The sequence below is a fragment of the Clostridium sp. KNHs205 genome (assembly GCF_000702945.1).
Classification (GTDB): Bacteria; Bacillota; Clostridia; order Lachnospirales; family Lachnospiraceae; genus Anaerocolumna.
In genome coordinates this window covers 967,555-993,876 of record NZ_JNLE01000005.1, presented here as the reverse complement: position 1 = coordinate 993,876, position 26,322 = coordinate 967,555, and the positions used below count along the sequence as shown (strand labels likewise).

Annotated in this window: 22 protein-coding genes; 18 read left to right on the top strand and 4 right to left on the bottom strand. The window is 39.9% G+C overall.

All coding sequences use genetic code 11. From position 1 onward, the window contains the following. Positions 1–150: 150 nt before the first annotated feature. Positions 151–531, bottom strand: a complete 381-nt coding sequence (locus BR73_RS0123900; RefSeq protein ID WP_033168320.1) for a hypothetical protein — start codon at positions 529–531, stop codon at positions 151–153. A 368-nt stretch (positions 532–899) separates the two neighbouring features. Between BR73_RS0123900 and BR73_RS0123895 the strand changes: the two genes are divergently transcribed. The 11 genes from BR73_RS0123895 to BR73_RS0123845 all read left to right on the top strand — a co-directional run bounded on the left by BR73_RS0123895 (position 900) and on the right by BR73_RS0123845 (position 13,355). After that, positions 900–1,847 carry an ABC transporter permease subunit gene (locus BR73_RS0123895; RefSeq protein WP_033168319.1) on the top strand — a complete coding sequence of 316 codons (948 nt, stop codon included), beginning with the start codon at positions 900–902 and terminating at the stop codon, positions 1,845–1,847. A gap of 21 nt (positions 1,848–1,868) precedes the next feature. Continuing rightward, positions 1,869–2,738 carry a carbohydrate ABC transporter permease gene (locus BR73_RS0123890; protein ID WP_033168318.1) on the top strand — a complete coding sequence of 290 codons (870 nt, stop codon included), beginning with the start codon at positions 1,869–1,871 and terminating at the stop codon, positions 2,736–2,738. A 60-nt stretch (positions 2,739–2,798) separates the two neighbouring features. Then, entirely contained in the window at positions 2,799–4,493 is a 1,695-nt protein-coding gene (locus BR73_RS0123885) for an extracellular solute-binding protein (RefSeq protein WP_033168317.1), read from the top strand. A gap of 313 nt (positions 4,494–4,806) precedes the next feature. Then, on the top strand, positions 4,807–5,637 hold the full coding sequence (locus BR73_RS0123880) for a helix-turn-helix domain-containing protein (protein ID WP_033168316.1): 831 nt from the start codon (positions 4,807–4,809) through the stop codon (positions 5,635–5,637). A 90-nt stretch (positions 5,638–5,727) separates the two neighbouring features. After that, positions 5,728–6,789: an iron-siderophore ABC transporter substrate-binding protein gene (locus BR73_RS0123875; protein WP_033168315.1), complete on the top strand. Its 1,062-nt coding sequence runs from the start codon at positions 5,728–5,730 to the stop codon at positions 6,787–6,789. A gap of 90 nt (positions 6,790–6,879) precedes the next feature. Then, positions 6,880–7,908 (top strand): iron ABC transporter permease, encoded by a 1,029-nt coding sequence (locus BR73_RS0123870; protein ID WP_033168314.1) that lies wholly within the window; start codon positions 6,880–6,882, stop codon positions 7,906–7,908. Next, entirely contained in the window at positions 7,908–8,924 is a 1,017-nt protein-coding gene (locus BR73_RS0123865; RefSeq protein ID WP_033168313.1) for an iron ABC transporter permease, read from the top strand. Before BR73_RS0123870 ends, BR73_RS0123865 begins: the two co-directional genes overlap by 1 nt. A gap of 39 nt (positions 8,925–8,963) precedes the next feature. Continuing rightward, the gene (locus tag BR73_RS0123860; protein ID WP_033168312.1) at positions 8,964–9,782 is read left to right on the top strand and encodes an ABC transporter ATP-binding protein; all 819 of its coding nucleotides are present in this window, start codon (positions 8,964–8,966) and stop codon (positions 9,780–9,782) included. Between the two features lie 86 nt (positions 9,783–9,868). Beyond that, the gene (locus BR73_RS0123855; RefSeq protein WP_347463696.1) at positions 9,869–10,636 is read left to right on the top strand and encodes a nitrogenase iron protein NifH; all 768 of its coding nucleotides are present in this window, start codon (positions 9,869–9,871) and stop codon (positions 10,634–10,636) included. 105 nt (positions 10,637–10,741) lie between these two features. Then, positions 10,742–12,151: a nitrogenase component 1 gene (locus BR73_RS0123850; RefSeq protein WP_033168310.1), complete on the top strand. Its 1,410-nt coding sequence runs from the start codon at positions 10,742–10,744 to the stop codon at positions 12,149–12,151. Continuing rightward, positions 12,138–13,355: a nitrogenase component 1 gene (locus BR73_RS0123845; RefSeq protein WP_033168309.1), complete on the top strand. Its 1,218-nt coding sequence runs from the start codon at positions 12,138–12,140 to the stop codon at positions 13,353–13,355. The genes BR73_RS0123850 and BR73_RS0123845 overlap by 14 nt, the downstream gene beginning before the upstream one ends. 505 nt (positions 13,356–13,860) lie before the next feature. Here the strand turns inward: BR73_RS0123845 and BR73_RS0123840 are convergent. Next, entirely contained in the window at positions 13,861–15,033 is a 1,173-nt protein-coding gene (locus BR73_RS0123840) for an iron-containing alcohol dehydrogenase (protein WP_033168308.1), read from the bottom strand. Positions 15,034–15,638: 605 nt separating this feature from the next. Here BR73_RS0123840 and BR73_RS27900 point away from each other — a divergent pair. Further along, positions 15,639–16,445, top strand: coding sequence for an FHIPEP family type III secretion protein (locus tag BR73_RS27900; RefSeq protein ID WP_051685536.1), 807 nt, complete (start codon positions 15,639–15,641; stop codon positions 16,443–16,445). A 384-nt stretch (positions 16,446–16,829) separates the two neighbouring features. Beyond that, positions 16,830–19,040 carry a 3'-5' exonuclease gene (locus BR73_RS0123830; RefSeq protein WP_051685535.1) on the top strand — a complete coding sequence of 737 codons (2,211 nt, stop codon included), beginning with the start codon at positions 16,830–16,832 and terminating at the stop codon, positions 19,038–19,040. 247 nt (positions 19,041–19,287) lie between these two features. Here the strand turns inward: BR73_RS0123830 and BR73_RS0123825 are convergent, their stop codons facing one another. Together BR73_RS0123825 and BR73_RS0123820 are read right to left on the bottom strand one after the other, a co-directional pair. Then, positions 19,288–20,556 carry a peptidoglycan-binding protein gene (locus BR73_RS0123825; protein ID WP_051685534.1) on the bottom strand — a complete coding sequence of 423 codons (1,269 nt, stop codon included), beginning with the start codon at positions 20,554–20,556 and terminating at the stop codon, positions 19,288–19,290. A gap of 87 nt (positions 20,557–20,643) precedes the next feature. Continuing rightward, the gene (locus BR73_RS0123820) at positions 20,644–20,898 is read right to left on the bottom strand and encodes a YkgJ family cysteine cluster protein (RefSeq protein ID WP_033168307.1); all 255 of its coding nucleotides are present in this window, start codon (positions 20,896–20,898) and stop codon (positions 20,644–20,646) included. An 867-nt stretch (positions 20,899–21,765) separates the two neighbouring features. On the opposite strand from BR73_RS0123820, the gene BR73_RS0123815 reads away from it, so the two are divergent. The 5 genes from BR73_RS0123815 to BR73_RS0123795 all read left to right on the top strand — a co-directional run bounded on the left by BR73_RS0123815 (position 21,766) and on the right by BR73_RS0123795 (position 26,306). Continuing rightward, on the top strand, positions 21,766–22,161 hold the full coding sequence (locus BR73_RS0123815; RefSeq protein ID WP_033168306.1) for a hypothetical protein: 396 nt from the start codon (positions 21,766–21,768) through the stop codon (positions 22,159–22,161). Between the two features lie 185 nt (positions 22,162–22,346). Next, a complete protein-coding gene (locus BR73_RS0123810) occupies positions 22,347–23,165 on the top strand; it encodes a DUF5685 family protein (protein WP_033168305.1) in 819 nt (272 codons plus the stop codon). A 75-nt stretch (positions 23,166–23,240) separates the two neighbouring features. After that, positions 23,241–23,957, top strand: a complete 717-nt coding sequence (locus BR73_RS0123805) for a DnaJ domain-containing protein (protein ID WP_242860751.1) — start codon at positions 23,241–23,243, stop codon at positions 23,955–23,957. 136 nt (positions 23,958–24,093) lie between these two features. Continuing rightward, entirely contained in the window at positions 24,094–24,561 is a 468-nt protein-coding gene (locus BR73_RS27895) for a MarR family transcriptional regulator (RefSeq protein ID WP_051685533.1), read from the top strand. Between the two features lie 17 nt (positions 24,562–24,578). After that, on the top strand, positions 24,579–26,306 hold the full coding sequence (locus BR73_RS0123795; RefSeq protein ID WP_033168304.1) for an ABC transporter ATP-binding protein: 1,728 nt from the start codon (positions 24,579–24,581) through the stop codon (positions 26,304–26,306). The last annotated feature ends 16 nt before the right edge of the window (positions 26,307–26,322 follow it).

Below are 26,322 nucleotides of genomic sequence, written 5' to 3'. Positions count from 1 at the left end.
AGTTTTAACCCACAGCCCCATCAGGCCTGATAATATTAACAGCCGATGGGGCTGTTTTTTTGTCCGTACAGAAGTATTGTTTTCTCATACACAGCAGAACATTAAGACAGGTGAATCTGCTACAGAACATACTTTAAGGTGCTTCATTATTTATAGCAATATTGCAGCATTATTCATAACAAATATTGCTGTGTTTTGATAATGAATAATTTTCATGACAAATATTGCAGCGTTTTTATAATGAATAATTTTCATAAAGAATATTGCTGTGTTTTCATAGCGAATAATTTTCATAATGATAATTGCAGCGTTTTTATAATGAATAATTTTCATAACAAATATTGCTGCGTTTTCATAGCGAATAATTTTCATAATGATAATTGCAGCGTTTTTATAATGAATAATTTTCATAACAAATATTGCTATGTTTTCATAATGAATCATTTTCATAATGAATAATATTGCGACGTTTTTATAATGAATATTTTTCATAAAGAATATTGCAGCGTTTTGATAATGAATATTTTTCATAAAGAATATTGCTGCATTATCATAATAAATATAGATACCTTAATTGTGAATAGTAATTGTTACTATGATTTTAAATTAGTTTTAGCAATATGTGGCAAGCTCATAGCAATATTTAAGAAGTAAAAAGAAAGGTTATAAGTTATAATAAATCTAAATGGTAATTATTTACATAAAATCACTGCATTCTGTTTCCATTCTAACCACTATCAAAAGATACTATCGAGAAAACGTCTGATACATAGTTATATTACTATGTTTTTCCATCAGACAGTCGAATAACCTCAACCAATACCATAAGGAGATAAAACAAAGTATCCCATTCTCAGGGATACTTCTGCATGTGTATATTTCAAAGAAAGAGGTGTTCAATGAAAACTTCAACAGATAAATTATCCTTAAGAACCAGAAAGACTGCCGCATATATAAAGCGTTACTGGACCTTGTATCTGCTTCTTGCAATTCCCCTGACATACTTTTTGGTATTTAAGTATACTCCTATGATCTATATCCAGATTGCCTTTAAAAAATACAGCATTGTTCAAAATGTCTGGGACATGGAATGGGCTGCTAATCACGGTTTTGAATATTTTATAAAGGCCTTTTCAAACAGAGACTTTCTCTATGCCCTGCGTAATACCCTGACTCTTAACCTTCTTGACCTGGTACTGGGTTTTCCGGCACCCATTATATTGGCACTTCTGTTAAATGAGCTGGTATTTAAGCGTTTTAAACGTATTACCCAGACGATTGTATACATGCCCCATTTCCTGTCCTGGATAATCATATCCGGCCTTGCCCTGCAGCTGTTTGCACCTACCAACGGATTTGTAAATATCCTCTTGAACAAGCTGGGATTAGAAGCCATTCCGTTTTTAAACGATCCGACCCATTGGATATTTACATATATTTTCCTTGGTATCTGGCAAAGTGTAGGCTGGAATACCATAATTTATCTGGCAGCCATTACCGGTATAAACCCGGAGCTTTATGAAGCCGCAGCTGTTGACGGAGCAAGCAGACTGAAAAAAATCTGGCATATTACACTGCCGGGGTTAAGACCTACCATCGTAATCTTACTTATTATGAGCCTTGGAAGAATTCTTGGCAGTGAGTTTGACAGGCCCTTTGCTTTAACGAATAAATTAGTAATAAGTGTATCAAATGTAATATCCACCTTTGTTTACACTTATGGTATCAGAGGTCTGCAATTCTCGCTGACCACAGCAGTTGGTCTGTTCCAGTCAGTCATTTGCGTAATTTTCCTTCTGATGGCTAATTCAATTGCCAGGAAATTTGGCGAACGGGGAATCTGGTAGAGAAAGGAGAGAGAGGTTAAGATGATAAAATCTAAGACTACAAAATTAGGTGACTGGATTATTGCAGCAATATGTGTAGTGGTAATTTTAATATGCCTTGTTCCGCTCTTAAGTGTACTTGCACGTTCCTTAAGCTCCCCGGATGCCTTAATCCGCAATAAGGTGCTTTTGATACCCGTAGGATTTAATCTGGAGGCATATAAAACCGTATTAGTGGATGCCAAGTATATCTGGTCTATTGCATGGACTGCAATATTAGCAGTGGTATTTACGGTTGTATCCATGCTGATGACAGTATTATGTGCGTATCCTCTGATCTACGATAATTTGAAAGGAAAGGCATTTTTTAATACGGTGATTATTCTGACCATGTATTTTAATGCCGGAGCTATCCCCAGCTATCTGCTGATAAAGGATCTGAATCTGTTAAATACCCCAATGGTATTGATAATCCCCGGATGTTTAAGTGTATTTAACATGATCATAATGAGAAGTTTCTTTTATGGAATACCCGACAGTCTCAGAGAATCCGCTCAGATTGATGGAGCAGGCTTTATTCAGGTGCTGGTGAAAATTTATCTGCCCTTGTCCACTCCTGTAATTGCTACCCTTTCCCTTTTTTATGCGGTGGGACGCTGGAATGGCTTCTCAGATGCCTTAATGTATATGAATAACCGGAAGTTTTATCCAATACAGCTGCTTCTGTATAATATTTTAAACAATATGATGCAGGTCGAGGTTGCGACCCAGGAAGGCTTTAGTGCGCCAGGTCTGTCAGAAACCTTAAAGGCAGCTACGGTAATCTTTGCAACGGTGCCCATATTGCTGGTCTATCCCTGGCTGCAGAAGTATTTTATATCGGGTGTAACCTTAGGTGCGGTAAAGGAGTAGCGAAGGTACCCTTATGGTTGGACGTAATAAGTCAAATTATATATATTATAGGAGGTTTCAATGAAAAAGCTGATTTCTGTTTTGCTTGTAAGTATACTGATAGTCCTTTCACTTACGGCATGCGGCGGAAAGGGGAACTCAAACAATACGCCGGCGGTATCCCAGGAAACGAATACGGATAAAAAAGGAGAAGTAACTCCGACAAAAGAAGCAGAAGAAGAGAATGCTGAAATAGTGGACGGAAAATTTACGACTACCAGAAAAATTACGGTGGAAGTATTTGATCGCGGCAATGACGGCGGCTCCAAACCGGAAGATAATTTTTACACAGATTTTATCAAAGAGGGTATGCTAAGAGACCATAATGTTGAAGTAACTTTTGTGCCGGTACCCCGATGGACAGAGGTAGAGCAGATAAACAACCTGCTGGCAGCAGGAGATGCACCGGATATCTGTGTTACCTATGATTATTCTACTATTCAGACCTATGCCAACATGGGTGGTGTTACCGATTTAAATTCCTATGTAAATGATAACAAAGATATACTTCCAAATCTTTGGGGGTTGTTACAGGAAACGAATATCAACTGGGATAAAGATCCCCAGGCCGGAACACTCTGGGCATTGGAGGCCAGACTGGCCAATTCCGCCCGTATCAATACCTTTGTAAGAGAAGACTGGCTAAAGAAGTTGAAGCTTTCAGAACCCACCACCCTGGAAGAGTTTGAAAGTATGCTAAAAGCCTTTAAGGAGAATGCTTCAACCCTCCTTGGTGCAGAAGCAGATAAAATGGTGCCTTTTTCCATCAGCTTTGATGTCGGCTGGAGAGCAGACCATCTGATTTCCTCCTTTGTACCAAATGGAATATCCGACAAAGATAAATTCATTAATGGATTTGATGACAGAAAGCTGTTGTATCCGGGCATTAAGAGCGGTATACAGGTATTAAACAAATGGTACAACGAAGGCTTGGTATGGAAGGATTTCCCTTTATACGGTTCCGGTGATCCTACGGAAGATAACATGATGAAGGCAGGATATGTAGGAGCTTTTATACATAACTGGGATTACCCTTATCGTAACGGAGAAGACAGTATAAACAATAATCTGAAACGTCTTGTAGGAGAAGATGCAGGTTATGTAGCGGTAATGCCCTTTAAGAATGAGGCAGGCCTTTATACGAAGTTCCTGCCGGGACCTGTTGACCGAAAAATCTTCTTCCCTGCAACCAATGATGAGCCGGTTGCTTCCATGTTATATCTGGATTGGATCAGTAACCTTGAAAACCGTATCTTTTTACAGACCGGTGAAGAAGGCGTTACCCATGAAAAAATGGAAGACGGAAGTATAAAGACAATGGCAGCTACCGGTGAAAAGATCATGAATTCCCAGAATAACATTGACTATACCATAACCATAAATGGACTGGATCTTGGAAATGAGGAACTGACAGTGAAATCCATTGCTTTAAGTTACGTGGGAGTGGATCCCAGCTATATTGAGAAAGCCTTCAAACTTTCCACCTATGACGGTGTTTATGATAATAAATATAATGTAGGTGAAATTAAGTCCGAAGAAGGAATGGGAACAGCGCTCAGTGAGAAACGTAATACGTTGTTGACCCAATCAATCGTAGCTGAAAGCGGTAAATTTGATTCTGTCTTTGACAGCGGATATGTAGATTATTTAAATTCCGGCGGTCAGGCAATTATTGATGAACGCAAGGCGGCTTGGGAAAAGACCTTTGAAAAATAAAGTAACAGAAACTGCTGTAGCTTAAAAGTGTTATAGGAAGCAGCCCTCAGACATTCCTTTGTGAACAGGTTGAAAGACACAAGTATCGATTTAGTACAGAAACGTGCAATTAAAGTATGCTTCTGAAACGAAATCCATATATCATTCAACAGTACATAACAGAAAGGTCAGAGGGCTTACCTAGGTTTTGGGGAATTCTTACCTTGTTTTGCCGTAACCCCCTCTTTCGATCTCTTGACAATTTAGAAATATGTCCATATAATGATAATGAAACTCAAATGCATAAATAGCTATTCAGGGGATTAATGTGAATATGGATAAAGATAAACTCATAAAAAGTTATTCAGAAGGTATTTTCGAGGTAGACGACTTTTTTATCATATCAGTTCAACCCTTTACAAAAATATATGATAATTATACAAAACCAGAGGTTTGTGGTCTTGTTATTCCCATCAAAGGAAAAGCTGTATTTACCCTTAAAGGGGTTGCACATGAACTGGAACCGGGAGTAGTCCTTCATGCCGGACCCAGTATGGAGCTTGATAAAAAGGTAGTAGGAGACGGGATATGGGAATTCGCTTTGCTGCATTATTATGTAAGCGGGCCCAAAGAAGTGAAAGAATACCTTGAAAATCTACATGGCAGGCTGTACTTAAGTCCCGCCTGCTATAATGATCTGATGACCCTGGTAAAACAACTGCATCAGGTAAGGAGAAGCCCGGGAGCTCTAAATGAATTTCGAAGCAAAGCCCTGCTTTATTCCATTATGGAGCAGTTACTGTCCCATGGAATGGATAAAAAGAAAAATACAGACGAAGATACCGTAAAAGAACTGGTTGATTATATAAATAATCAGTATGACAGGAATATAACTGTCCTGGAACTGTCAGAAATGGCAGATATGGATGTCAAACGTTTTTCCTATCTGTTTCGAAAACTCATGGGAGAGTGCCCCAAAAAATACATAACCGGTTTTAAGATTAACCGGGCCAAAGAGCTGCTGATACATGATACCATCTCTGTATCGGAGATCAGTACCATGGTCGGAATAGAAGATTCGCTGTATTTCAGCCGCTTATTTAAGAAGTATACAGATTATTCACCAAGCAGTTTCCGTGAGACCTTCGGAAAAAATCCATGGTGAATTAAAATTATGTCTATTTCCTTTTGGTACAGGGTATGATATATTTCTGATGATAATGACAATCATATTCATAGATACATGGAGGACATAATGAGAAAATTATTTAGGATAGTGGCTGTAACAGCCCTTTCAGCTATGGTATTAGCAGGATGCGGTAAAGCCAATGACAACGCACAGACAGCTGCAAACAACAGTACAGAAGCAGAAGCAACGGAAGTACCGGCAACAGAAGAACCGGCAGCAACTGAAGCACCGGAAGAGACAGCAGATACTTCTGAATCAACTGTTACACCGCTTCAGGTGGAGGAAACCACCTATCCCTATACATATACAGATGGTGAGGGCAGAGAAGTAACCATAGAGAAGCAGCCAACTAAAATAGCAATCAACTATCTGCCTCACTGGGAGTCCTTAATTCTTCTGGATGCAATGCCTATCGGTACTACAAATGCTGAGAACTATGCAAAGACCTGGGATGCTTTCCAGGGATACGATTTAAGTTCCGTAGTGAATCTTGGAGATACAGATATCAATCTGGAGCTGTTAGCTGAATTAGAGCCGGATATTATCTTACAGCAGAGCTACAACAAAGAGGCAATTGAGAATCTGGAGAAGATCGCACCTGTTGTAGTATTTGGTCCTCAGGTTAAAATGGACTGGAGATTCAGCTTAAGAGAAATCGGTAAAGTAATCGGTAAAGCACAGAAAGCAGAGGAAGTTATTGCGGAAATCGATCAGAAACTTGCAGATGCAAGAGTTAAACTTCAGGAAAAATATAACGGTAAGACTGTTATGCTGCTTTCCTTAATGAGCGAAGATGAATACTACATGGCGTACCGCCCTGATTTATATGACAGTGAGACTGGTCTTGGATTAAATGTGCCGGAAGGATTTACAACCAATACTCAATATGAGCAGGTATCCATGGAGGCACTTGCCCAGATGAATCCTGATTACCTGTTTGTCAATGTTTTTGATGGTGACGAAGCTTATTTTGAGGAGTTGAACAATAACAATTCCGTATGGAAATCCTTAACTGCTTCCAAGGAAGGACATATTTACCGTCTTGACGGTTCCGGCCATGCTGCCAGTGCAATTTCAACTGTATATACAGTAGATACCATTATTGAGACATTACTGGGCAGTGAATAAATAAAAATCAGAAAAAGCTGTATAAAGGCAGGGGTGTCGAATAAAACAATAAGGTTTATTCGACAGCCCCTTTTATATGCGGAGGCATAAATGAAACAGAAGGTTGAAAATGAAATGAAAGGGAAGAGAGGAGTACAGGCTATGTTCTTAATTATAGCCGGCTGCTTTTTTCTTATTTTATCCATGGTGATATCAATAACGCTGGGAGCGGCGGCTATCCCGCTGTCTACAGTAGTGGATGCCCTGCTGCATTTTGATACAGATAATTTACAGCACCTTATGGTCGTGGATTTAAGACTTCCCAGGGTAATAAGCGCAGCATTGGTTGGTTCAGCGCTGGCGGTAGCAGGTGCGGTGATGCAGGGAATGACAAGAAATCCACTGGCAGACGCAGGGTTAATGGGGCTTAATTCCGGTGCTGCTCTTGCTATTGCCGTCTGCCTGGCATATGTAACAAATGTTTCTTATAGTCAGATAATAATCAGTTCCTTTATCGGCGCGGCAATTGGAGCCCTGGCGGTTTATGCCATCAGTAATCTGGTGCCGGGAGGAAATAAACCCATGAAGCTGGTTTTGGCCGGAGCAGCTGTCAGTACCTTTTTGGTAGCCATGAGCCAGGCCATAGCAATTGGTAATAAAATGAGTCAGAATCTTAATTTCTGGACCATGGGAAGTGTATCCGGTAACAGCTGGAATCAGTTAAAGGTAAGTGTTCCCGTAATAATCGGTGGATTGATCATTGCAATTGTTCTCTCAAGAAAGATATCCATTATGAATATGGGAGAAGAAGTTGCATTAGGCTTAGGTGTTAAACTGAATTTCGTAAAAACGGTAGGTACTATTGTAGTAGTTCTGCTGGCCGGAACCTCTGTGGCACTTGCCGGCAGCATAACCTTTGTCGGTATGCTGATACCTCACTTTGCCAGATTTTTAGTAGGACCGGATTACAGACGGATTATTCCTCTTAGCGCGGTAATGGGAGGTTTCCTCCTGGTTATAGCAGACATTGGAGCCAAAACCTTAAGTGCACCCAGTGAAATACCTATTGGTGCCTTGATTTCCTTAATCGGAGTTCCGGTATTCCTATACTTTGCCAGAAGACAGAAGGGAGAGCTCTAATGAAGAAGAATAACAGGAAATACATATTGCTGCTCCTGCTCTTATCAATTCCCCTTATGTTCTTTATCAGTATCAATGCCGGTTATACGGATTTAAGCTTACCGGATATCTTAAGAATTCTTACAGGTGGAGGTTCTGCAAAGGAAAATCTGGTGGTGCTTCAGTTTCGGCTGCCAAGAATTATGGTAGCAGTATTAATAGGGGCAGGATTTGCCTTGTCCGGTTGTATCATACAGGGAATCACAAGAAATCCGCTGGCTGACCCTGGTATTCTTGGTATTAATGCCGGTGCGGGAGTTATGGTAGTTATCTATGTAGTACTTAATGGAGCGGTATCCTTTAGTTCGGTATTCGGACTGCCCTTCCTGTCACTGGCAGGTGCGCTGGTTACGGGAGGTCTGATCTATTCACTGTCCACCAGAAAGACAAGCGGTGTATCCTCCATGCGGTTAGTACTCAATGGTGTGGCAATACAGGCAGGTATTAACTCGGTAATGACTATGATAATTATTCGACTGGACGATTCCCAGCATGAATTCCTGGCCAAATGGCAGGCAGGGAGTATCTGGAATTCCAACTGGAAGTTTGTTACTGCCCTTCTGCCCTGGATTGTTTTAGGAATTATATATTTAATGCTCCGGGCAAGACATCTTGACATTCTCACCATGGGGGATGAGATTTCCTTTGGACTGGGTGTAAGAGTGGCAAAAGAGAAATACAGATTACTTTTTACTGCAGTAGCTCTTGCAGCTGCATGTGTAGCCGTCAGCGGAAGTATAAGTTTTGTGGGTCTGATGGCTCCCCATTTATCCAGAAAGCTTGTTGGTTCAGCTCACAGAATTCTGATTCCTGTGTGTGCCCTGGTGGGAGGCTTGCTGGTATTGATATCCGATACCATAGCGAGAACTATCATTGAACCTTCGGAAATACCTACGGGTATCGTGGTATCCCTTCTGGGAGCACCTTATTTCGTATTCCTGCTGGTAAAAGAGAGAAAGAAAACCGTAAAAGTGTAAGGATTTTATGCCGTTTAAGCGGCAGATTGAGAGGTTGATATGAAAAGCGGAATTCAGACGGAGAAAATTGTAGCAGCATATGGAGAGAAAGTTATTATAGAAGATTTAAGTATTTCCATTCCCATGGGACAGGTCACTACCATTATCGGTCCCAATGGCTGCGGAAAATCCACCTTTTTAAAGACCCTTGGAAGAATTTTGGGGATAAAAAAGGGATGTATTTACCTGGATGGGGAAGAAATACATAAACTTCCCACCAAGGAGCTGGCGAAGAAAATGGCAATCCTTCCACAGACACCACAGGCCCCCGATGGGCTGACCGTGGAGGAACTGGTGGCATACGGCAGATTCCCTTATCAGAAAGGTCTTGGAAGACTGACCAAAGAGGATAAAGAAATAGTAGCCTGGGCAATTGATGCTACCGGCTTAAATGGGCTGGAGGACAGAGCAACTTCTGATTTGTCCGGCGGCCAGAGGCAGAGAGTCTGGATTGCTATGGCACTTGCACAGGAGACGGAAATTATTCTCTTGGATGAGCCTACTACTTACCTGGATATGGCATACCAGTTAGAGATACTGGAATTATTGGAGGAATTGAATAAGAGGCATGGCTGCACCATTCTGATGGTATTGCATGACTTAAACCTTGCCTCCAAATTTGCAGATCATATGATTGCTTTCAGAGAAGGAAGAGTAATTAAAGCAGGTACACCCTTTGAAGTAATGAATAAGGAAATACTGAAAGAGGTATTTGAAATAGATGCAAATATTATAAACGATCCGGATTCCGGACGGCCTATCTGCATTTCCTATAAGCTGTTAAACAGGCTTAAGAAAGCAGTAAAAAAAGGTGCATAGATTACCCTAAAGAAGTTTTCAACACGCTTTGATGAAGTTTTATAATTTTAAACAACAGATTATTTTCTATAAGTGAAGAAATTACCATACGTGGAAAGAAGAAAAGAGGTTTTATGAAAAAGATAGCAATATACGGCAAAGGCGGAATTGGTAAATCTACTACCGTTTCGAATCTCTCAGCTGCCATGGCAGCCAGAGGTCTTAAGGTAATGCAGATAGGCTGCGATCCCAAAGCAGACTCTACCAGAAACCTTACGGGAGGAACCAAAATTCAGACGGTTCTGGATGTTTTAAGAGATAATACAGACATTACCCTTGAGGATATCGTTGTAGAGGGAGATCTGGGAGTACTGTGTGTTGAAGCGGGAGGGCCGGTGCCTGGTGTAGGCTGTGCGGGCAGAGGTATTATAACAGCCTTTGAGAAACTCAGCGAGTTAGAAGCTTATGAACGGTATCAACCGGATATTGTATTGTATGACGTATTAGGTGATGTTGTATGTGGTGGATTTGCTATGCCAATAAGAGGCGGTTATGCGGAAGAAGTCTGTATCGTGACCTCAGGTGAAATGATGGCTCTCTATGCTGCCTCAAACATTGCCTACGCAGTGAAAAGCTTTGGCAAGAGAGGATATGCCTCCCTTAAAGGCTTAATCTTTAATGCTAAGAATATTGAGAGAGAGGATGAGCTGGTAAGAGATGCCGCCAGAGAAATCGAGACAGATATCCTGTTTAAGATTGACCGAAATCCAATGATACAAAAAGCTGAGGACCTTGGAAAAACAGTAGTGGCAGCTTTTCCGGACAGTGCCCTGGCAGAGGAATATAATAAGTTATCAAGAATTATATTCCCTTAACATCTGAGTTGTAATTCGCTTTCGTTACAAAGGTTTTAATGACTTAATTAAATTTTTATAAACTATATAACCAAACATAGCACAAGAAGCAGTAGGAGAAAAGAAATGAAAGAAAGAAACAAGCATGGCTGGTTACCTCTTTCCAAAATAAATGCAAGAACGGTTATACCCTTTTCCGGTATTCCTGAGGATCCCGGCAGGCACTGCCCGATGCATACAGCTTTATCCCTGACAAGAAATATAAACGGGGTTTCCACCCTCGTAGTTGGAAGTGCAGAATGCGGGTATTACAGCCGTTATGTCATGACCGATCAGAGAGGAAGAAATGGCGAGCTCCATTATGTATATGAATTGGATGCGGGAGAGGTGGTTTTTGGCTGCAGAAAGGGATTGCTGGAAGCCCTTAAGGAAATGGACAGGGAAGGTGCAGAGATAATAATGTTAATTCTGACCTGTGTACCTGCTTTAATTGGAGAAGATATGGAAGCTGTTATAAAGGAGCTGGAGGGTAAGATTACCGCAAAGCTTTTCTTTGTTGATGGAGCCCATTTTAAATATAACGGCTATTATCCGGGGTTTTTAGATACATATAGTGGTTTAGGACTGCTTTATAAGAAGGCAGCCCCGATAGAGGAGGAGAGAAATAACAGTGAAAGAAACGTAAACCTTCTTGGCGTTTTATTGGGTAAAGAAGGTTTGGCTCTTAAGAGTTGTCTTCAGGAAGCCGGATGTAATCTGTTAGAAGTGAATCTGAAGACTATCGTTAAAGCCGCGGAACAAATCTGTAAGGGTACACTGAATGTACTTCTGGATGCCAATCAAAGTCTGTTGTCGGAGAAGCTTAATATGCCTGAAATTATCTCCTGCAAAAGCTTTGGAGCAGAAGCCATCAGAGCAGATTATCAGAATTTATTCAAACAACTGGACATAGAAAATAACGGGCAGGAATTTCTCCATTCTTCTTACCTGGCGTTAAAAGAGAGGGAAAAACAGGCGAAAGAGGTATTAAAGGGCATTTCTTTTATCATGACCAGCCAGGAGCTCCTGGCTTTGCCTGTTGCAGCCTATCTGTCTGAGTTAGGGATGGAGCCGAAACTTCTTTCGGTAGAGAATCTGTATGAAAAAGATATTCCCTGGAAAGATGATATCCTAAAGCATGGATATGATCCTTATCTTGTAACTATAACAGAAAACAATAATATCGGTCATTGGGCAGTGGATTATAATCTGCTTTCCATTGGATACTGTTTACATATACCAGAGGCAAGATTACTGATAAATCCAACTGTTCAAAGAATTTTTTCACTGACCGGCTATGAGCGAAGTATTGTGTTGCTTGACCGGCTCATGGAATTGGCTAAAGATGTGGTTGAAGTTCCAGTGAAATTGCAGATAAATTCCGGGCAGCAGTCAGCAGCAAAGCCAGTTGTTGAGCCGCATAGATCAGAGCCGCAAGCATTAGAACAACCGGAAAATGTACAACTAAAAGGAGGGGATAGTCATGGGTCTATATAAACAGCAGCCGCTGCCCTCCGGAAGGATGGGTGCCCTCTGGACTCTTGGAACCATTAAAGGTGCAGTTGTGCTGGAATTCGGTTCCATGGGGCATATGATATATGCCAGGAGATGGTTTGAACAGGCCGGCTATAATGAGGAAGATGTCAAGCTATACGTTACACATCTTGATGAGAAGGATATTGCCCTTGGTATCACGGACCGCATTGGCAGGGCTTTGGATGAGATATTGGCTGAGTATAGAGCTGAGGCAGTATTTCTGATACCGTCCTCCGTACCTGAAGTTATTGGAATTGATATGGAGGCCATCTGTGAAGAATTAAGCTATCAGTACGAGGATCTGCCTATATTATTCTTTCCATGCGGAAGCTTTTCCTATAATTATCATAAAGGTATTGAGACCGCACTGTATGAGCTTCTGAAACATCTGCCGGTAAAGGCTGATAAGACAGAAGAGCTTACCTGCAATATTATTGGTTCCTGTATTGACCTGCATTTATTTGAGCAGGATGCAAGAGAAATAGAGAGAATCGTTAAGGGAGCCTTCGGAATGAAAGTATCCTGTGTATTGTCAACAAAAGCAGACGTAAAGAGCGTCCAGTCAATGGGAGCCGCACAGGTCAATCTTGTAATCAGAAGCGAAGGCAGGAAAGGGGCAGAGCTATTAAAGAAAAAATTTGGAACCCCTTATCTCCTTGGCAGACCCTATGGCTATAAAGGAACCCTGAGATGGATAAAGCAATTGGAAGAGCTGACCGGTCTGACGGCTGACCATAAATTTATCGAGGAAGAGCTAAGAGAAGGTAGAAGAGTATTTGAGAATATTGGACATATGCTGGAATACTTCGGTGACAGGGCAGTCTTTCATGCCGGTGGCAATGCAGATGTGGTTCAGGGCTTAAGAGAATTTGCCTGCGGTGAACTGTCTATAAAAGAAGGAATTTTCTGGTGCGATTCCAAAGAATATGAACAGGATAACCTTCCCTTTAAAACAGAAAATGAGCTGCAGGAAGTATTGGAGGATATGAGAACAGGAATTCTAATGGCACGTAAGGAGGTTCAGAAGAAAGTGCAGGGAAATACTTCTGAGCTATTTACTGAAAGAAGCATAAATGAATGGAACTTTAACCCGCATACACCACCTTATGTAGGATTTCGTGGTGCTTTAAATTTATGTGCCAGATGGTTTGAGGAAATACAGTAATATCAATATGCAGCATTATATAAAAGATTTAAGTGTTAAAAGGTAAGTTTCTCGCAAGGGGACGGCAAATTACATAAAATAGAAAGACTCATACTTCAATTCCAAGGTATAAGAAGTCCTAATTCTCTGGAAATAAAATCCCCAGAGAAAAGGACTTCTAATACCTTTCCATAGGCGTATTCGTTCTTTCTATTTTATGAAATTTGCCTGTGCTCTTATGGATATAAGATTTTGATACTCAAATCGTTATAAAATGATGATATAACAAAAGGCTGCACCTTCCAGTTAGGAGCTTTGTTCCCGGAAAGGTTCCCAGTTCTTTCCGGGTAAAACTCCCAAGTGGAAGGTGCAGCCTTTAGATATTTTTATTTATATACGTTACCTTAAACTATAGATTTAAATTGTTTCCGTCTCTTATTAGGCTGAGGAAGCTATGCTTTCTAAGAAGACGTTACTATTCTTAAAAGAGATTGAGAATTCTATTTAAATTTATGTAAGGATCTTTTTAGAAATCAACTTCAGTTCCGTAATAAGTAGCTGTTAAGAGCTTCTCCATCTCTGCAGGAGTAATAGTTCTTGGATTGGAACCTGTACATGCATCACCTACAGCAAGCTCTGCAATATTGGCTACTTTTTCTTTAAATTCAGCTTCGTTAACACCGAACTCTTTTAAGGTTTTTGGAATGCTTAAATTAGCGTTGTACGCATCGATCTTATCACAAAGTGCTTTCACACATTCAGCATCTGTTCCTGTGATTCCTACGCTTCTTGCAATTTCAGCATAGCGTTTTTCAGCAGTTTTTGCATTGAATTTGATTACATAAGGCAGATAAATTGCATTTGCACAGCCGTGAGGAATATGTCCGGTTGAGAAAGCAGCACCAGTCTTATGAGCCATGGAATGTACAATACCAAGAAGAGCATTTGAAAATGCCTGTCCTGCAAGACATTGTCCGTAATGCATCTGCTCTCTGGCTGACATATCACCTTCATAGGAAGCGGGCAGATACTCAAATACCATCTGGATAGCCTTGATAGCAAGGGGATCTGTAAATGGACTGTTTAGAGTGGATACATATGCTTCCACTGCATGTGTCAGAGCATCCATACCGGTATGAGCTGTTAAAGTCTTAGGCATGGTTTCTGCAAGGTCAGGATCTACAATAGCAATATCAGGAGTTATATTAAAATCTGCAAGAGGATATTTGATTCCTTTTGCATAATCAGTGATTACGGAGAAAGCAGTAACCTCAGTAGCAGTACCGGAGGTGGAAGGAATGGCAATGAATTTAGCTTTCTGTCTTAAAGTAGGGAAAGAGAAAGGCTGAATAATTGCTTCAAAGGAGGTCTCGGGATACTCATAAAATACCCACATTGCTTTTGCTGCGTCTATTGGTGAACCGCCGCCCATGGAAATAATCCAATCAGGCTGGAACTCACGCATCATTTCAGCACCCTTCATAACGGTTTCTACTGACGGATCGGGTTCTACATTTTCAAAAAGTTTCGTTTCAATGCCGGCCTCTGTTAAATAATTAACTACTCTGTCCACAAAACCAAAGCGTTTCATGGAACCGCCTCCTAAAACAAGGATAGCTTTTTTACCTTCAATGTGTTTTAACTGTTCTAATGCACCTTTGCCATAATACATATCTCTGGGCAGTGTGTATCTCATCATATGAAAATCCTCCTTATTATTAGCCAAATGTGAGCAGTTGCTTCAACATAATATTATTTATTGTAATATCTGTTAACTGGCACATTGTTTTTATTTCTATATCTATTATAATATTGTTAAAGAATTAACACAATCATAAATTTTAACAATATTCTTCCGGATATTTGTATATAATTTAATAAAAATAACAAGGCCCTTTTGAATCTATATGAATAATTGCTTATTCTGCCATGATATTGTTTGAGAATATTTACGCCAGGGCGTATCTGAAAAATGCTTGTGCTGGGCTGGAGGTTCCACTTTGTGGGAGGCAATTTGCGAAATTCAGCAAGGAGAGATTTTGGGGATGTAGTGGTGTTAGTTCCCTAAATTGCAACGCAGTATACCGCAAAGTGGGGTCTTCAGAACGGTACAATGAGTTTTCAGACACACCCCAGCAATAATTTGGTTATATAAGGCTGTAGATAGCATCATAAAATAAAGCTTTTTGTATTCTGCTACTGAGTACCTGTTGTTGAGCTAAGGATAAACATCCGGTTGTTTTACATTTCTTGAACACAATGGTATCATTGCCAGGAAAGATAAATCTTGAGGAGGAAAATGATATGGCTGTGAGCGGATTTGAAGAAAGACTAATGAATTTAAGAAAAGACGGTAATTATACCCAGGAGGAATTAGCAGTGCGCCTTGGTGTCACTCCCCAGGCTGTCTCCAAATGGGAAAGGGGTATGGGATATCCGGATATTGAGCTGTTAGTATTTCTTTGCCGTATATTAAACTGTTCCATTGATTATCTGCTGGAGGGTGAGAATAAGGTGGATTTTTGTGAGGGTGCCGGCTTAAGACCCTCCCTGGAAATTCTGAATAACCTGCTTGCAGAGCCGGTGTTGCTAGAAATCGGTACCGGTCTCCTTGGGGCTGCGGCTGAAGAGAGCAGCAAAGGCTTCCCAGAGGTAAATGAAATACGTAAAAGGGCAGCAGCTTCCTTTGGTATACTGATTCCTCAAGTCAGGATTCGTGATAATACTGAATTAGGGCAGTTCACATACCGTATCTGGGTTTATGACACAATTCTGTTTGAATTCACCTTTGAAAAAGAAGAAGATGCAGCCTTTGGGAAGATTTACAAGGCTCTGGAAGAGAACTGTATAAGGAATTATGGTAAGATATTAAATAAACAGCTTACAAAACAACTGGTTGATAATTTGGAGGAGAAATATCCAGAGGTTATAAAAGGAGTGATACCGGATAAGCTCTCACTCATTCAATTTCAGAATATTTTAATTAATATTTATGAGAAAAAGGGAACCATACATAATCTGATTAAAATAATAGAGCTGCTGGATGATATGGCTGAGAGAGGTAAGAGAACGAAAGAATTGGGAGAGGAAATTATAAGAAGACTAAATTAAAGAGAATCATAAATTAAAGGGAATTATTAATTTAAAGGGAATCATAAATTAAGAGTATCATAAACAGTATAATTGTCTGAGCTGCAGGAAAACTAAGATATTTAGTGTTCTTGCAGTTTTTTCTTACTATATAGTTTGTTAAAAGTGATTATTGAAGGAATGGTATAAAATAAAAAAACATTGAAACCTTAGTTCCAATGCGGCAAATTATTTGTTGAATTGTCAGATAATTTAGTTGCTTATTTTTATGCATACTTCATTATATATGATACCATAATTGAAAATAAAAGTCTAGTATTTTTTAAAATTTTCCATTAATATGATACAGGTAACCTGTTAAACGGACTTAAACCATTAGTTCGCAAAAGACCTGAAGGAGGTATCATGGAAAATAGTGAAAGACATGAAGAGCTAAGAAGTGAGTGGGAAAGAGAAGAGGAACATTTAAAGGAATGCGTTGAGCTTATCAGGTTTAATGTAGATACCCAGAGTGCGGAATTAGCCAGAGTCCGTTCTGAAACCAAAGAGCTCTATGATAATTACCGTTCCAATAATCCGGAGCTGCATAATGATCTGGTTATCGGACTTAGTATGCAGTCGGATTTGGAGAAATCCTTAAGTAAGAATCTGGCTGCCTTGAAAAAGCCTTTTTTCGGAAGAATCGATTACAGAGAGCTTGGAGTCGTAACAAACGGAGAGGAATTAGAGGAAGAAAAAAAGGACTTTTCTTTATACATTGGTAAGAACGGAGTAAGCAAAAGCAGCACAGAAATTGTTATTATTGACTGGAGAGCACCGGTATCCAGTGTTTATTACGACAGTGATGTTGGAGAGAGTTCTTATCTGTCACCCTATGGAGACAGAATACTGATTGGTCTGGACTTAAAGAGAACCTTTGAAATACAGGATAGCAGCCTGGTGGATTTTTATGATACGGATGTTATCGCCAACGATGAATTTTTAACCAAATACCTTGGGAAGAACAAAGAAGTGGTATTAGGGGAAATCATTGCAACCATTCAGAAGGAGCAGAATGAAATTATCAGAGATACACCCTGGCACAGCGTTATCGTACAGGGAGTTGCGGGCAGCGGAAAGACTACTGTGGCAATGCACCGTATTTCATATATTTTGTATAACTACAAAGAAAGATGCCGCTCCGATGAATTTTATATTATAGGCAGTAATAAAATGCTGCTTAATTATATCACAGGAGTACTGCCAAACCTTGATGTATATAATATTAACCAGATGACGCTGGAGGAATTTCTGATATCTCTTCTGGATAAGGAATTCGATAAGCTCAGGAAAAAGTACAAGCTTACCAATCCTTTTGCCAGAAGCCGTACAATAGGAGACAGAAACAATCATATAAAAACCCGCCTGAAAAGGTACAAAGGCTCTCTGGATTTTATTAAAGCCCTAGAATACTACCTGGACTGGTATGAAACCACAATCATTAAGGCAGAGGATATTAACTATCATGGCAAGAAGGTGTACTCAGAAACAGAAATAAAGGACTTTCTCACAATCTTTAAAGAGAAGCCGTTGCAGGAAAAACAAGAGCTCTTAAATAAACGTCTGGTCAGTAAGATAAGGCTTATCAATGAAAGAGAACAGCAGGAAAAAGAAATCATAAGCATAGAAACCAAGAAATACAAAGACTATTTCGGAAAGAAAGTATCGAAGTTCGATTATGAAACCATGTACCTGAATTTCATGGAAAGTCTTCTGCAGAAGGAACTTTATAAGGAATTTACACATAAGCTTCCGGAGGAGGAAGTGGTGAAAGAGCTGCAGGCGGGTTTTCTGAAAAAAGAAATTGATCTGTACGACCTTTCCATGTTTGCCTATCTGAAAAGAAGGATCAAAGAAACCAAGGATTTTGAATATGTAAGTCATATAATTGTTGATGAAGCGCAGGATTTCGGTGTATCGGTATTTTATTGTATGAAACAGCTTTTTTCCGGCTGTACTTATACCATAATGGGGGATATTACACAGAATATTCACTTTGATACAGGTATGAATGACTGGGAAGCTCTGCGCAGCGATGTTTTCTCTATAGACAAAGATAAATTCTATGTACTTGCGAAAAGTTACCGTAATACAGTAGAAATCTCAAACTATGCCAGCCGGGTGTTAAAGCACTGTACCTTTAAAACTTATGATATTGAGCCTATAATACGACATGGTAAGGAGGTAGAGGTATATAAAGCAAAAAACGAAGATGAAATGCTAAAGAAAACAGCTCAGATTCTAAGAGACAGCAGAGAAACCGGGTATACCACACAGGCGGTTATTTGCAGAACTGAAGAGGAGACCAAGGAGGTATATCAGAAGCTTAAGGAATTAATCGAGGTTGAGCCTTTAAATGAGGATATGGAACAGATGAACTTTACCAATGGAATCATGGTATTACCAATTCATATGACCAAAGGTCTGGAATTTGACAGTGTTTTATTATGGAACCCCGATGTAAACAATTATGAAAAGAGTGATGCCGATGCCAAACTTTTATATGTAGCGATTACACGGGCACTCCATGAACTCCATATAGTTTATATGGGTGAACTGGCAGAACTTCTGGTATAATAAAAGTCTGAAAAGCTGTTGCAAGAAATGGACTAAAATAAAGGGCAAAGAAACGAAAAAATGAAGATAAAAAAATGAAGATCAAAGAAATGGTGGTCAAAGAAGGTAGCAGTCATAGAAATGTCGGTTAAAGAAGTGGCAGCCAAAGAAATGAAAGGACTTTCCAAGCAATATATAAATTATATTTGCCGATTTTGCGCGGAGTAATTTCAACTAAAAGATTACACAAAATCGGCAATATCCTTTATTACACGCATTTCCGTTCAGCATTTAACAGCTGGCTATAGGTTCTGAACATTGAATACCAGGTAGCAGCATCCACAATTCCGGTGGCAGGCAGCAGCACAAGATTCTGATAATTTTTCACTGCACGTTCTGTTACAGGTCCAAAAATTCCATCTTCTTCAAGGGTTGGTATGACCAGATAGGCCCTTGCTATCAAATCCAGCATTTTCTGTAGGGCGTTAACATTTCCACCGCTGGAACCAATACTAAGGTCTGTGCCCTGCCAGGGATATATTACACTGGCTATCTCGTCGGTATAACTGATATACAGATCATCACCATAATAAAAATGCAGGATGAACATAACATCATAACCAGTATCTCCTAACAGTTTTGCCCCCCAGATAGATAACATTTTAGAGCAGTCGGTAAGGGTTCCTCTACAGCTCTGGGTTAATATAGGCTGCAGAATCCCTGGTCTTGCTAAAAATAAATTAAACATGTAATCCACCGCAACACTGATATTATCATAAATATTACGCCCATAGATCCATAGCTGGTCATAAGCCGGAGAGGAGGTAATATTAAAGGTATAGCCCTGTCTTTGATACCAGTTTGTATAAAAGCGGTTCATGGCAAAGGACAGGGTTGTTAAAATAATGGCGTTAATGGTGTCAGCGGTCCAATTGGGATAACAGATACTGGAGACAACATTTTTTATATAATCCCTGTATTCAACAAAATAATCCTCTGCGTTAAAATCACTGGGTATACCGTTTCGTACTACCAAAAACTCCGGTACTACTATGGGGGGAAGATTATTCGACTCAGGCATTTCCTTTACTTCATCTTCGTAAACCTTAAGAGGATAATTTCCATAGAGATAATGTGGCTGTATCACGATGACCATTGAGCTTTCATCAGAATCCGTATTACGCGGCATAACGACTCTTTGCCTGGAGGAAGATTCGGGAAATATCTGAACACCATCAATAATAACTGTTTTGAGACCCTGTGCAGTTACGATAAGAATATATTCAGAATAAGGTCTTTCACCGGGAGGCTCCATGCTGTAATCAAGTGAAGGAGCAGGGAGGTCGATTTGTTTCGTCAGGCCGGAATAATCGGTAGTAAGAGTGTCTATTAAAGTATCGGGATCGTCGCGGTTATAAATTTTAACGGTAGCTATATCAATAGGTCTGGAACCTGCTTCACAAATAACCTGTACCTGAAGCTTACCAAAGTAGGGGCCTTTGTTTTTAGGAAGTAAAATTTTATCGGTATTATCCATTGCCTTCTCCCGCTATAAATGCATCCATAAAAAGAATATTACAAATTACTTTTATATATGCAGGGAAACACAAAAAAATGCAGGGATTCAGCCTTTTGTAAGGGACTCCAGTTTATCCCAGAAAGCAAGGGCTTCCTGTGAATTAATACCACAGATTTCATCGGTAGGTGTTAAACTTTCGCATACCTTTGGTCTGGTATCCAAACCGAAGATCTTACATTTATTATCACTTGTCAGCTGGATACAGCGTACACCTGCCGGCTTACCATCAGGCATACCGGGTATGGGGGAAGATATGGAAGGAGCGATGCAGCACGCACCGCAGCCAATTCTGCAATTCATATGAACTCCCTTCTGCGTGCATTGGCACGCATTATAGCAAGATGCAAATTAATTTTTACAATTCGCCTGACTCTATTTTGTATGCAATTACATGCATTAAAACAAGAAAAAATTAAAATTTATAATAATTCCCCAAACACCTATTAGTGTGCGGCAGTAGGTATAAAACAGGAAGAGAATAAAGTTTTATACAATACACCAAACTCTTACATGAGTACCTTGGACCGTATTAAAACAGGAAGAAAATAAAGTATTTACTAATATAACAAACACTCATCTGCTTACCATAGCACGTATTAGAACAGGAGGAGAATAAGGTTTTTCGTAATTCTCAAACTCCCATTTGTATCTCTGATCTACTTATTATCTTTAAATTGTATGCTTTGAGCATTATCAAGTCTTGTTTCTCCAGGATTTCAGGCTAATTGAACCAAACGGAAAGAACGAATGCGCCTATGGAAAGGTATTAGAAGTCCTTTTCTCTGGAGATTTTGTGCTATAATATGAAACAGATTGTCTGAGCGCAGCGAGTTATCTGTTTCATATTATAGCACAAAATCTCCAGAGAATTAGGACTTCTTATACCTTGGAATTGAAGCATGAGTTCTTTCCGTTTGGTTCAATTAGCCGTCCCCCCCCTAGCGAAAACCTCCCCCTCCAACCCTCAAATCACAGTATAACACACCCCAATTCATGAAAAAAGTCTGATATGTATAAAAAGTAAATTAAGAATGTCCTCAATCCATTGACAAGACTCATTTACTACTGTAAGGTTGTAACTGGATTAATTAATTATAAACAATATTCCGTGCTGTTAAAAGGAACGGAACTTAAAATAGAACCGCAAAGAAGCAGATGGAGGTCATTATGAAAGAAAAATTCAGGCAGTTTATGGTTGGCAGATATGGGATGGATCAATTAGGCCAGTTCTTGTTATGGATAGGTGTTATTATAATGCTTTTGTCTACCTTTCTTACAAATGCTATCTTATCATCCCTTTCCTTTCTATTGCTGATACTTTGTTATATCAGAATGTTCTCAAAGGATACAGGCAAAAGGTACAGCGAGAATCAGAAGTATCTGATGCACAAAGAGAAATTTCTCGGATATTTTAAGAACTTTAAAAACCGCAGAGAGAAAAATAAGAATTACCATATATATTCCTGCCCTACCTGTAAGCAGAAAATCAGAATACCAAAAGGCAAAGGGAAAATCTGCATTACCTGTCCCAAATGCCATGCAGAATTTATAAGAAAAAGCTAACTTACAAAATATTTGGCCGCTTATTAATGCCAGGGACACCCTGTAGGAGAATATTCAAGCAAGCCCTAATGCCAAAGAGAAAACTAAGATGGAAGAAGTCTGAAATGAGCTTACAGAAGTAGCTCATTTCAGTTTTTGTATTTGATTCAATATTATATAAACAATATATAAACAAAGGAGTCATCATGTTTGGTTATATCACCATAAATAAACCGGAACTTAAAATAAAGGATTTTGAGAAATACCATTCCTATTATTGCGGTCTTTGTCAGGCACTAAAAAAGAATCATGGTGTAATGGGACAGGCTACCTTAACCTATGATATGACTTTTCTTGTAGTACTCTTAAGCGGCTTATATGAACCGAAGGAAAAGGCTGAAAGCCATCGCTGCGTAGCTCATCCCACAAAAAAACACAATATGAGGATGAATGATATCTCCGAATATGCAGCTGATATGAATATCTTACTGGCATATCATAATCTTATGGACGATTGGGTGGATGATAAACATATTGGAAAGTTTTCCTTAGCCAAACTGATGGAAAAAGATTATAAGAAACTTAAAGTCAAGTATCCAAGACAGGCACAGGCAGTTGAGAAATACATGGAAGACCTAAAGCTTTGTGAAGAGAAGAAAGAAACAGATATTGACCTTGCATCAGGTCTTACCGGCAGAATGTTAGGTGAAATCTTTGTATATCAGGAAGATGAGTGGGCACAGACTGTCAGAAACCTCGGTTTCTATCTTGGAAAGTTCATCTACCTCTGCGATGCCTTTGAAGATATGGATAAGGATAGGGAAAGCGGCAGTTATAACCCCTTTCTTTTGCAAACAGAAGAGATTTCCGCAAGAGAAGTCTTAAATCTTATGATGGCAGAATGTGCCAGAGAGTTTGAGAGGCTTCCGGTATTGATGAATGCAGATATACTTCGGAATATTCTTTACGCAGGAGTCTGGGTCAAATTCGAGAGGTCCCAGGGAGAAACGAAAAAGGATGCATAATCGGCAGATTTTCCTGTATTCTATAGTAATTGGCAATATCCCGGGTGAGCCTGAGATATGCAATGGAGGTAATTTATGATATATGATCCATATAAAATCCTGGGAGTAGCACCGGATGCAACTGCCGATGATATAAAGAAAGCCTATCGTACCTTAAGCCGCAAATATCATCCTGATGCCAATATCAATAACCCCAATAAAGCTCAGGCAGAAGAGCGATTTAAAGAAATACAGGTAGCTTATGACCGAATTATGAAGGACCGTGAAAATGGTAATTATTCAGGCGGCAGTGCATACGGTGGAAATACCTATGGTCAGGGGGCTTATGGGGCAGGAGGTTTCGGAACAGGAGGTTTTGGCCAGGGAGCAGGCGGACAGAACTACGGTCCTTTTGGTTCTGCGAATACCGGCAGCAGCTCCTCCTATCAGAACCCGGAGGATATGAGAAGACTCAGGGCTGCGGCTAATTATATCAATGCAGGTAATTACAGGGAAGCTATGGCAGTACTGGATTCCATAGGGGAAAGGGGTGCCATCTGGTATTATTATACCGCAGTTGCCAATCAGGGACTTGGCAATAACATAGGGGCATTAAATGCTGCCAGACAGGCAGTTGCACTAGATCCTGGAAACCCCTCTTATCGTATGCTGCTGCAGAGAATGGAAGGCGGCGGAATCTGGTATGAAAATATGGGAAGCGGATACGGAAGGGCAGCACAGGGAGCAGGCAGTGTCTGTACCACCTTATGCTGGATGACCTTGTTATGTAATTGCTGCTGCAGGCCGTATTGACGGTACGACATGCACCGGGCAATTGCTTACTTTCTGTACTTACCGCAGTATAGTAAAGAATGAGGTATTGACTTTATAAAAAATATTTTATAGAATAGTTGTTAGACATCTAACTAATTAGATAACAAAAAAAGAAATGGATATAGGTAAAGCTATGTGTAATAAGGGACGTCCGGAAGATTACGGATATCATATTCAAAAGCTCGGGAAAAATATAAAATATCTGGCAGATGAAAATCTGATAAAACACGGCATTACCTTTGAACAAGTCAGGGTAATGCGTTTTCTTGACAGCTATAGCAGTGATAATCCGGCTAATCAGAAGGATGTTGAGATTATGTTTGAACTGAAACGCTCCAGTGTCACTAATATTCTTCAAAACATGGAGAAGAACGGATTAGTCACACGAAGCGGAGATGCGTTAGACGGAAGAATGAAAAAAGTCTGGCTGACGGAGAAAGGGAAAGACCTATACCTGCATTTAAGAAGTTATCTGGTTAAGTTAGAAGAAGTTATCGTTCAGGGAATGACGGAAGAAGAAAAAGATATGTTTCGGCTTCTGCTAAAAAAGAGCATCCAGAATGTAGAGACTTTTATGAAATAGCAGGAAGGAGAATGTCAATGTATAAGAAAATACTTGGCTGTGTTGGTGAATATAAGAAATACACCATTTTAACACCGCTGGTTATGATTGGGGAAGTAGTAATGGAAATTCTTATCCCTTTTGTTATGGCCAGCATGATTGATAAAGGTATTTTGGGAGATGGGGGCATCAGCTATATTGTTAAAATGGGGGCGCTTATGGTAGCTATGGCCCTTATCTCCTTAAATTTCGGAAGGATGGGAGCAAAATTTGGAGCAAAGGCCGGAATGGGTTTTGCCAAGAATCTAAGAAAGACTATGTTTGACAAGGTACAGGATTTTTCCTTTTCAAATGTAGATAAGTATTCTACCTCATCGCTAATCACAAGACTTACGACAGACGTAACAAATACACAGAATGCTTTTATGATGATAATCCGTATGGCAGCCAGAGCGCCGGTAATGCTTGTTGGAGCAACCATAATGGCAGTTATCATTAACAGAAGCCTGTCAGTGGTATTCCTGGTAGCTGTTCCATTTCTTGGAATTGCACTTGGAATTATTCTGGTGAAAGCGCATCCAAGGTTTGTTGCCATGCTTGGGTTGTACGACCGAATGAACGGAGACGTACAGGAGAACCTGACTGGTATCCGCGTTGTGAAAGCTTTTGTCCGGGAGCCACAGGAAATTAAGAAATTTGAAGCTTCTGCGGACGCTGTCAGAAAAGCTCAGGTTTTTGCTGAGAAGCTGATTATATTAAACAGCCCTATCATGCAGTTAAGTATGTATGGCTGTATGATAGCCATTCTTTGGTTTGGCGGAAATATGGTTATTGACGGTCAGTTTGAACTTGGTCAGCTATCAAGCTTTATTAGTTATATCTCACAGATTCTAATCTCACTTATGTTAATTTCCATGATATTTATTATGATTGTAATCTCACGAGCCTCCATGACACGTATTCATGAAGTCCTGGCAGAAGAGATAGACCTTACAGATGCAGGGGCTGATAAGGAGTTAAAGGTTGCTGACGGTTCCATAGAATTTAAGAATGTATCCTTTAGTTATTCCAGGGATAAAGAGAACACGACTCTTTCAGGCGCTAACTTTACCATTAAACCCGGTGAGACCATCGGTATCATTGGAGGCACCGGTTCATCAAAGACTACACTGGTACAGCTTATTCCAAGACTTTACGACGTGCTGTCGGGAGAAATACTTGTTGGCGGAAATAATGTAAAAGATTATACCTTAGAGCATCTGCGAAGTGAAGTTGCTATGGTATTACAAAAGAATGTGTTATTCTCTGGTACTATCATTGACAATTTGAGATGGGGTAACAAGGAAGCTACCAAAGAAGAAATAATTGAAGCCTGTAAGGCAGCACAAGCCCATGACTTTATATCCTCCTTTCCTGAGGGGTACGATACCTGGCTGGGTCAGGGTGGTGTCAATGTGTCAGGCGGACAGAAACAGAGACTATGTATTGCAAGGGCATTACTTAAGAATCCTAAAATCATTATTCTGGATGACTCCACAAGTGCGGTCGATACGGCAACAGATAAGAAAATAAGAGATGCTTTAAAGAGTAAGCTAAAGAATACCACAACCATTATCATTGCACAGAGAATCTCATCTGTCAGTGAGGCCGACAGAGTGCTGGTATTGGATGACGGTGAGGTGAATGCCTTTGATACTCCGGCAGCGCTGATGGAAACCAATGCAATCTACAAAGAAGTATATGAATCCCAGCAGAAAGGAGCATAAAGATGGAAAAACAAAA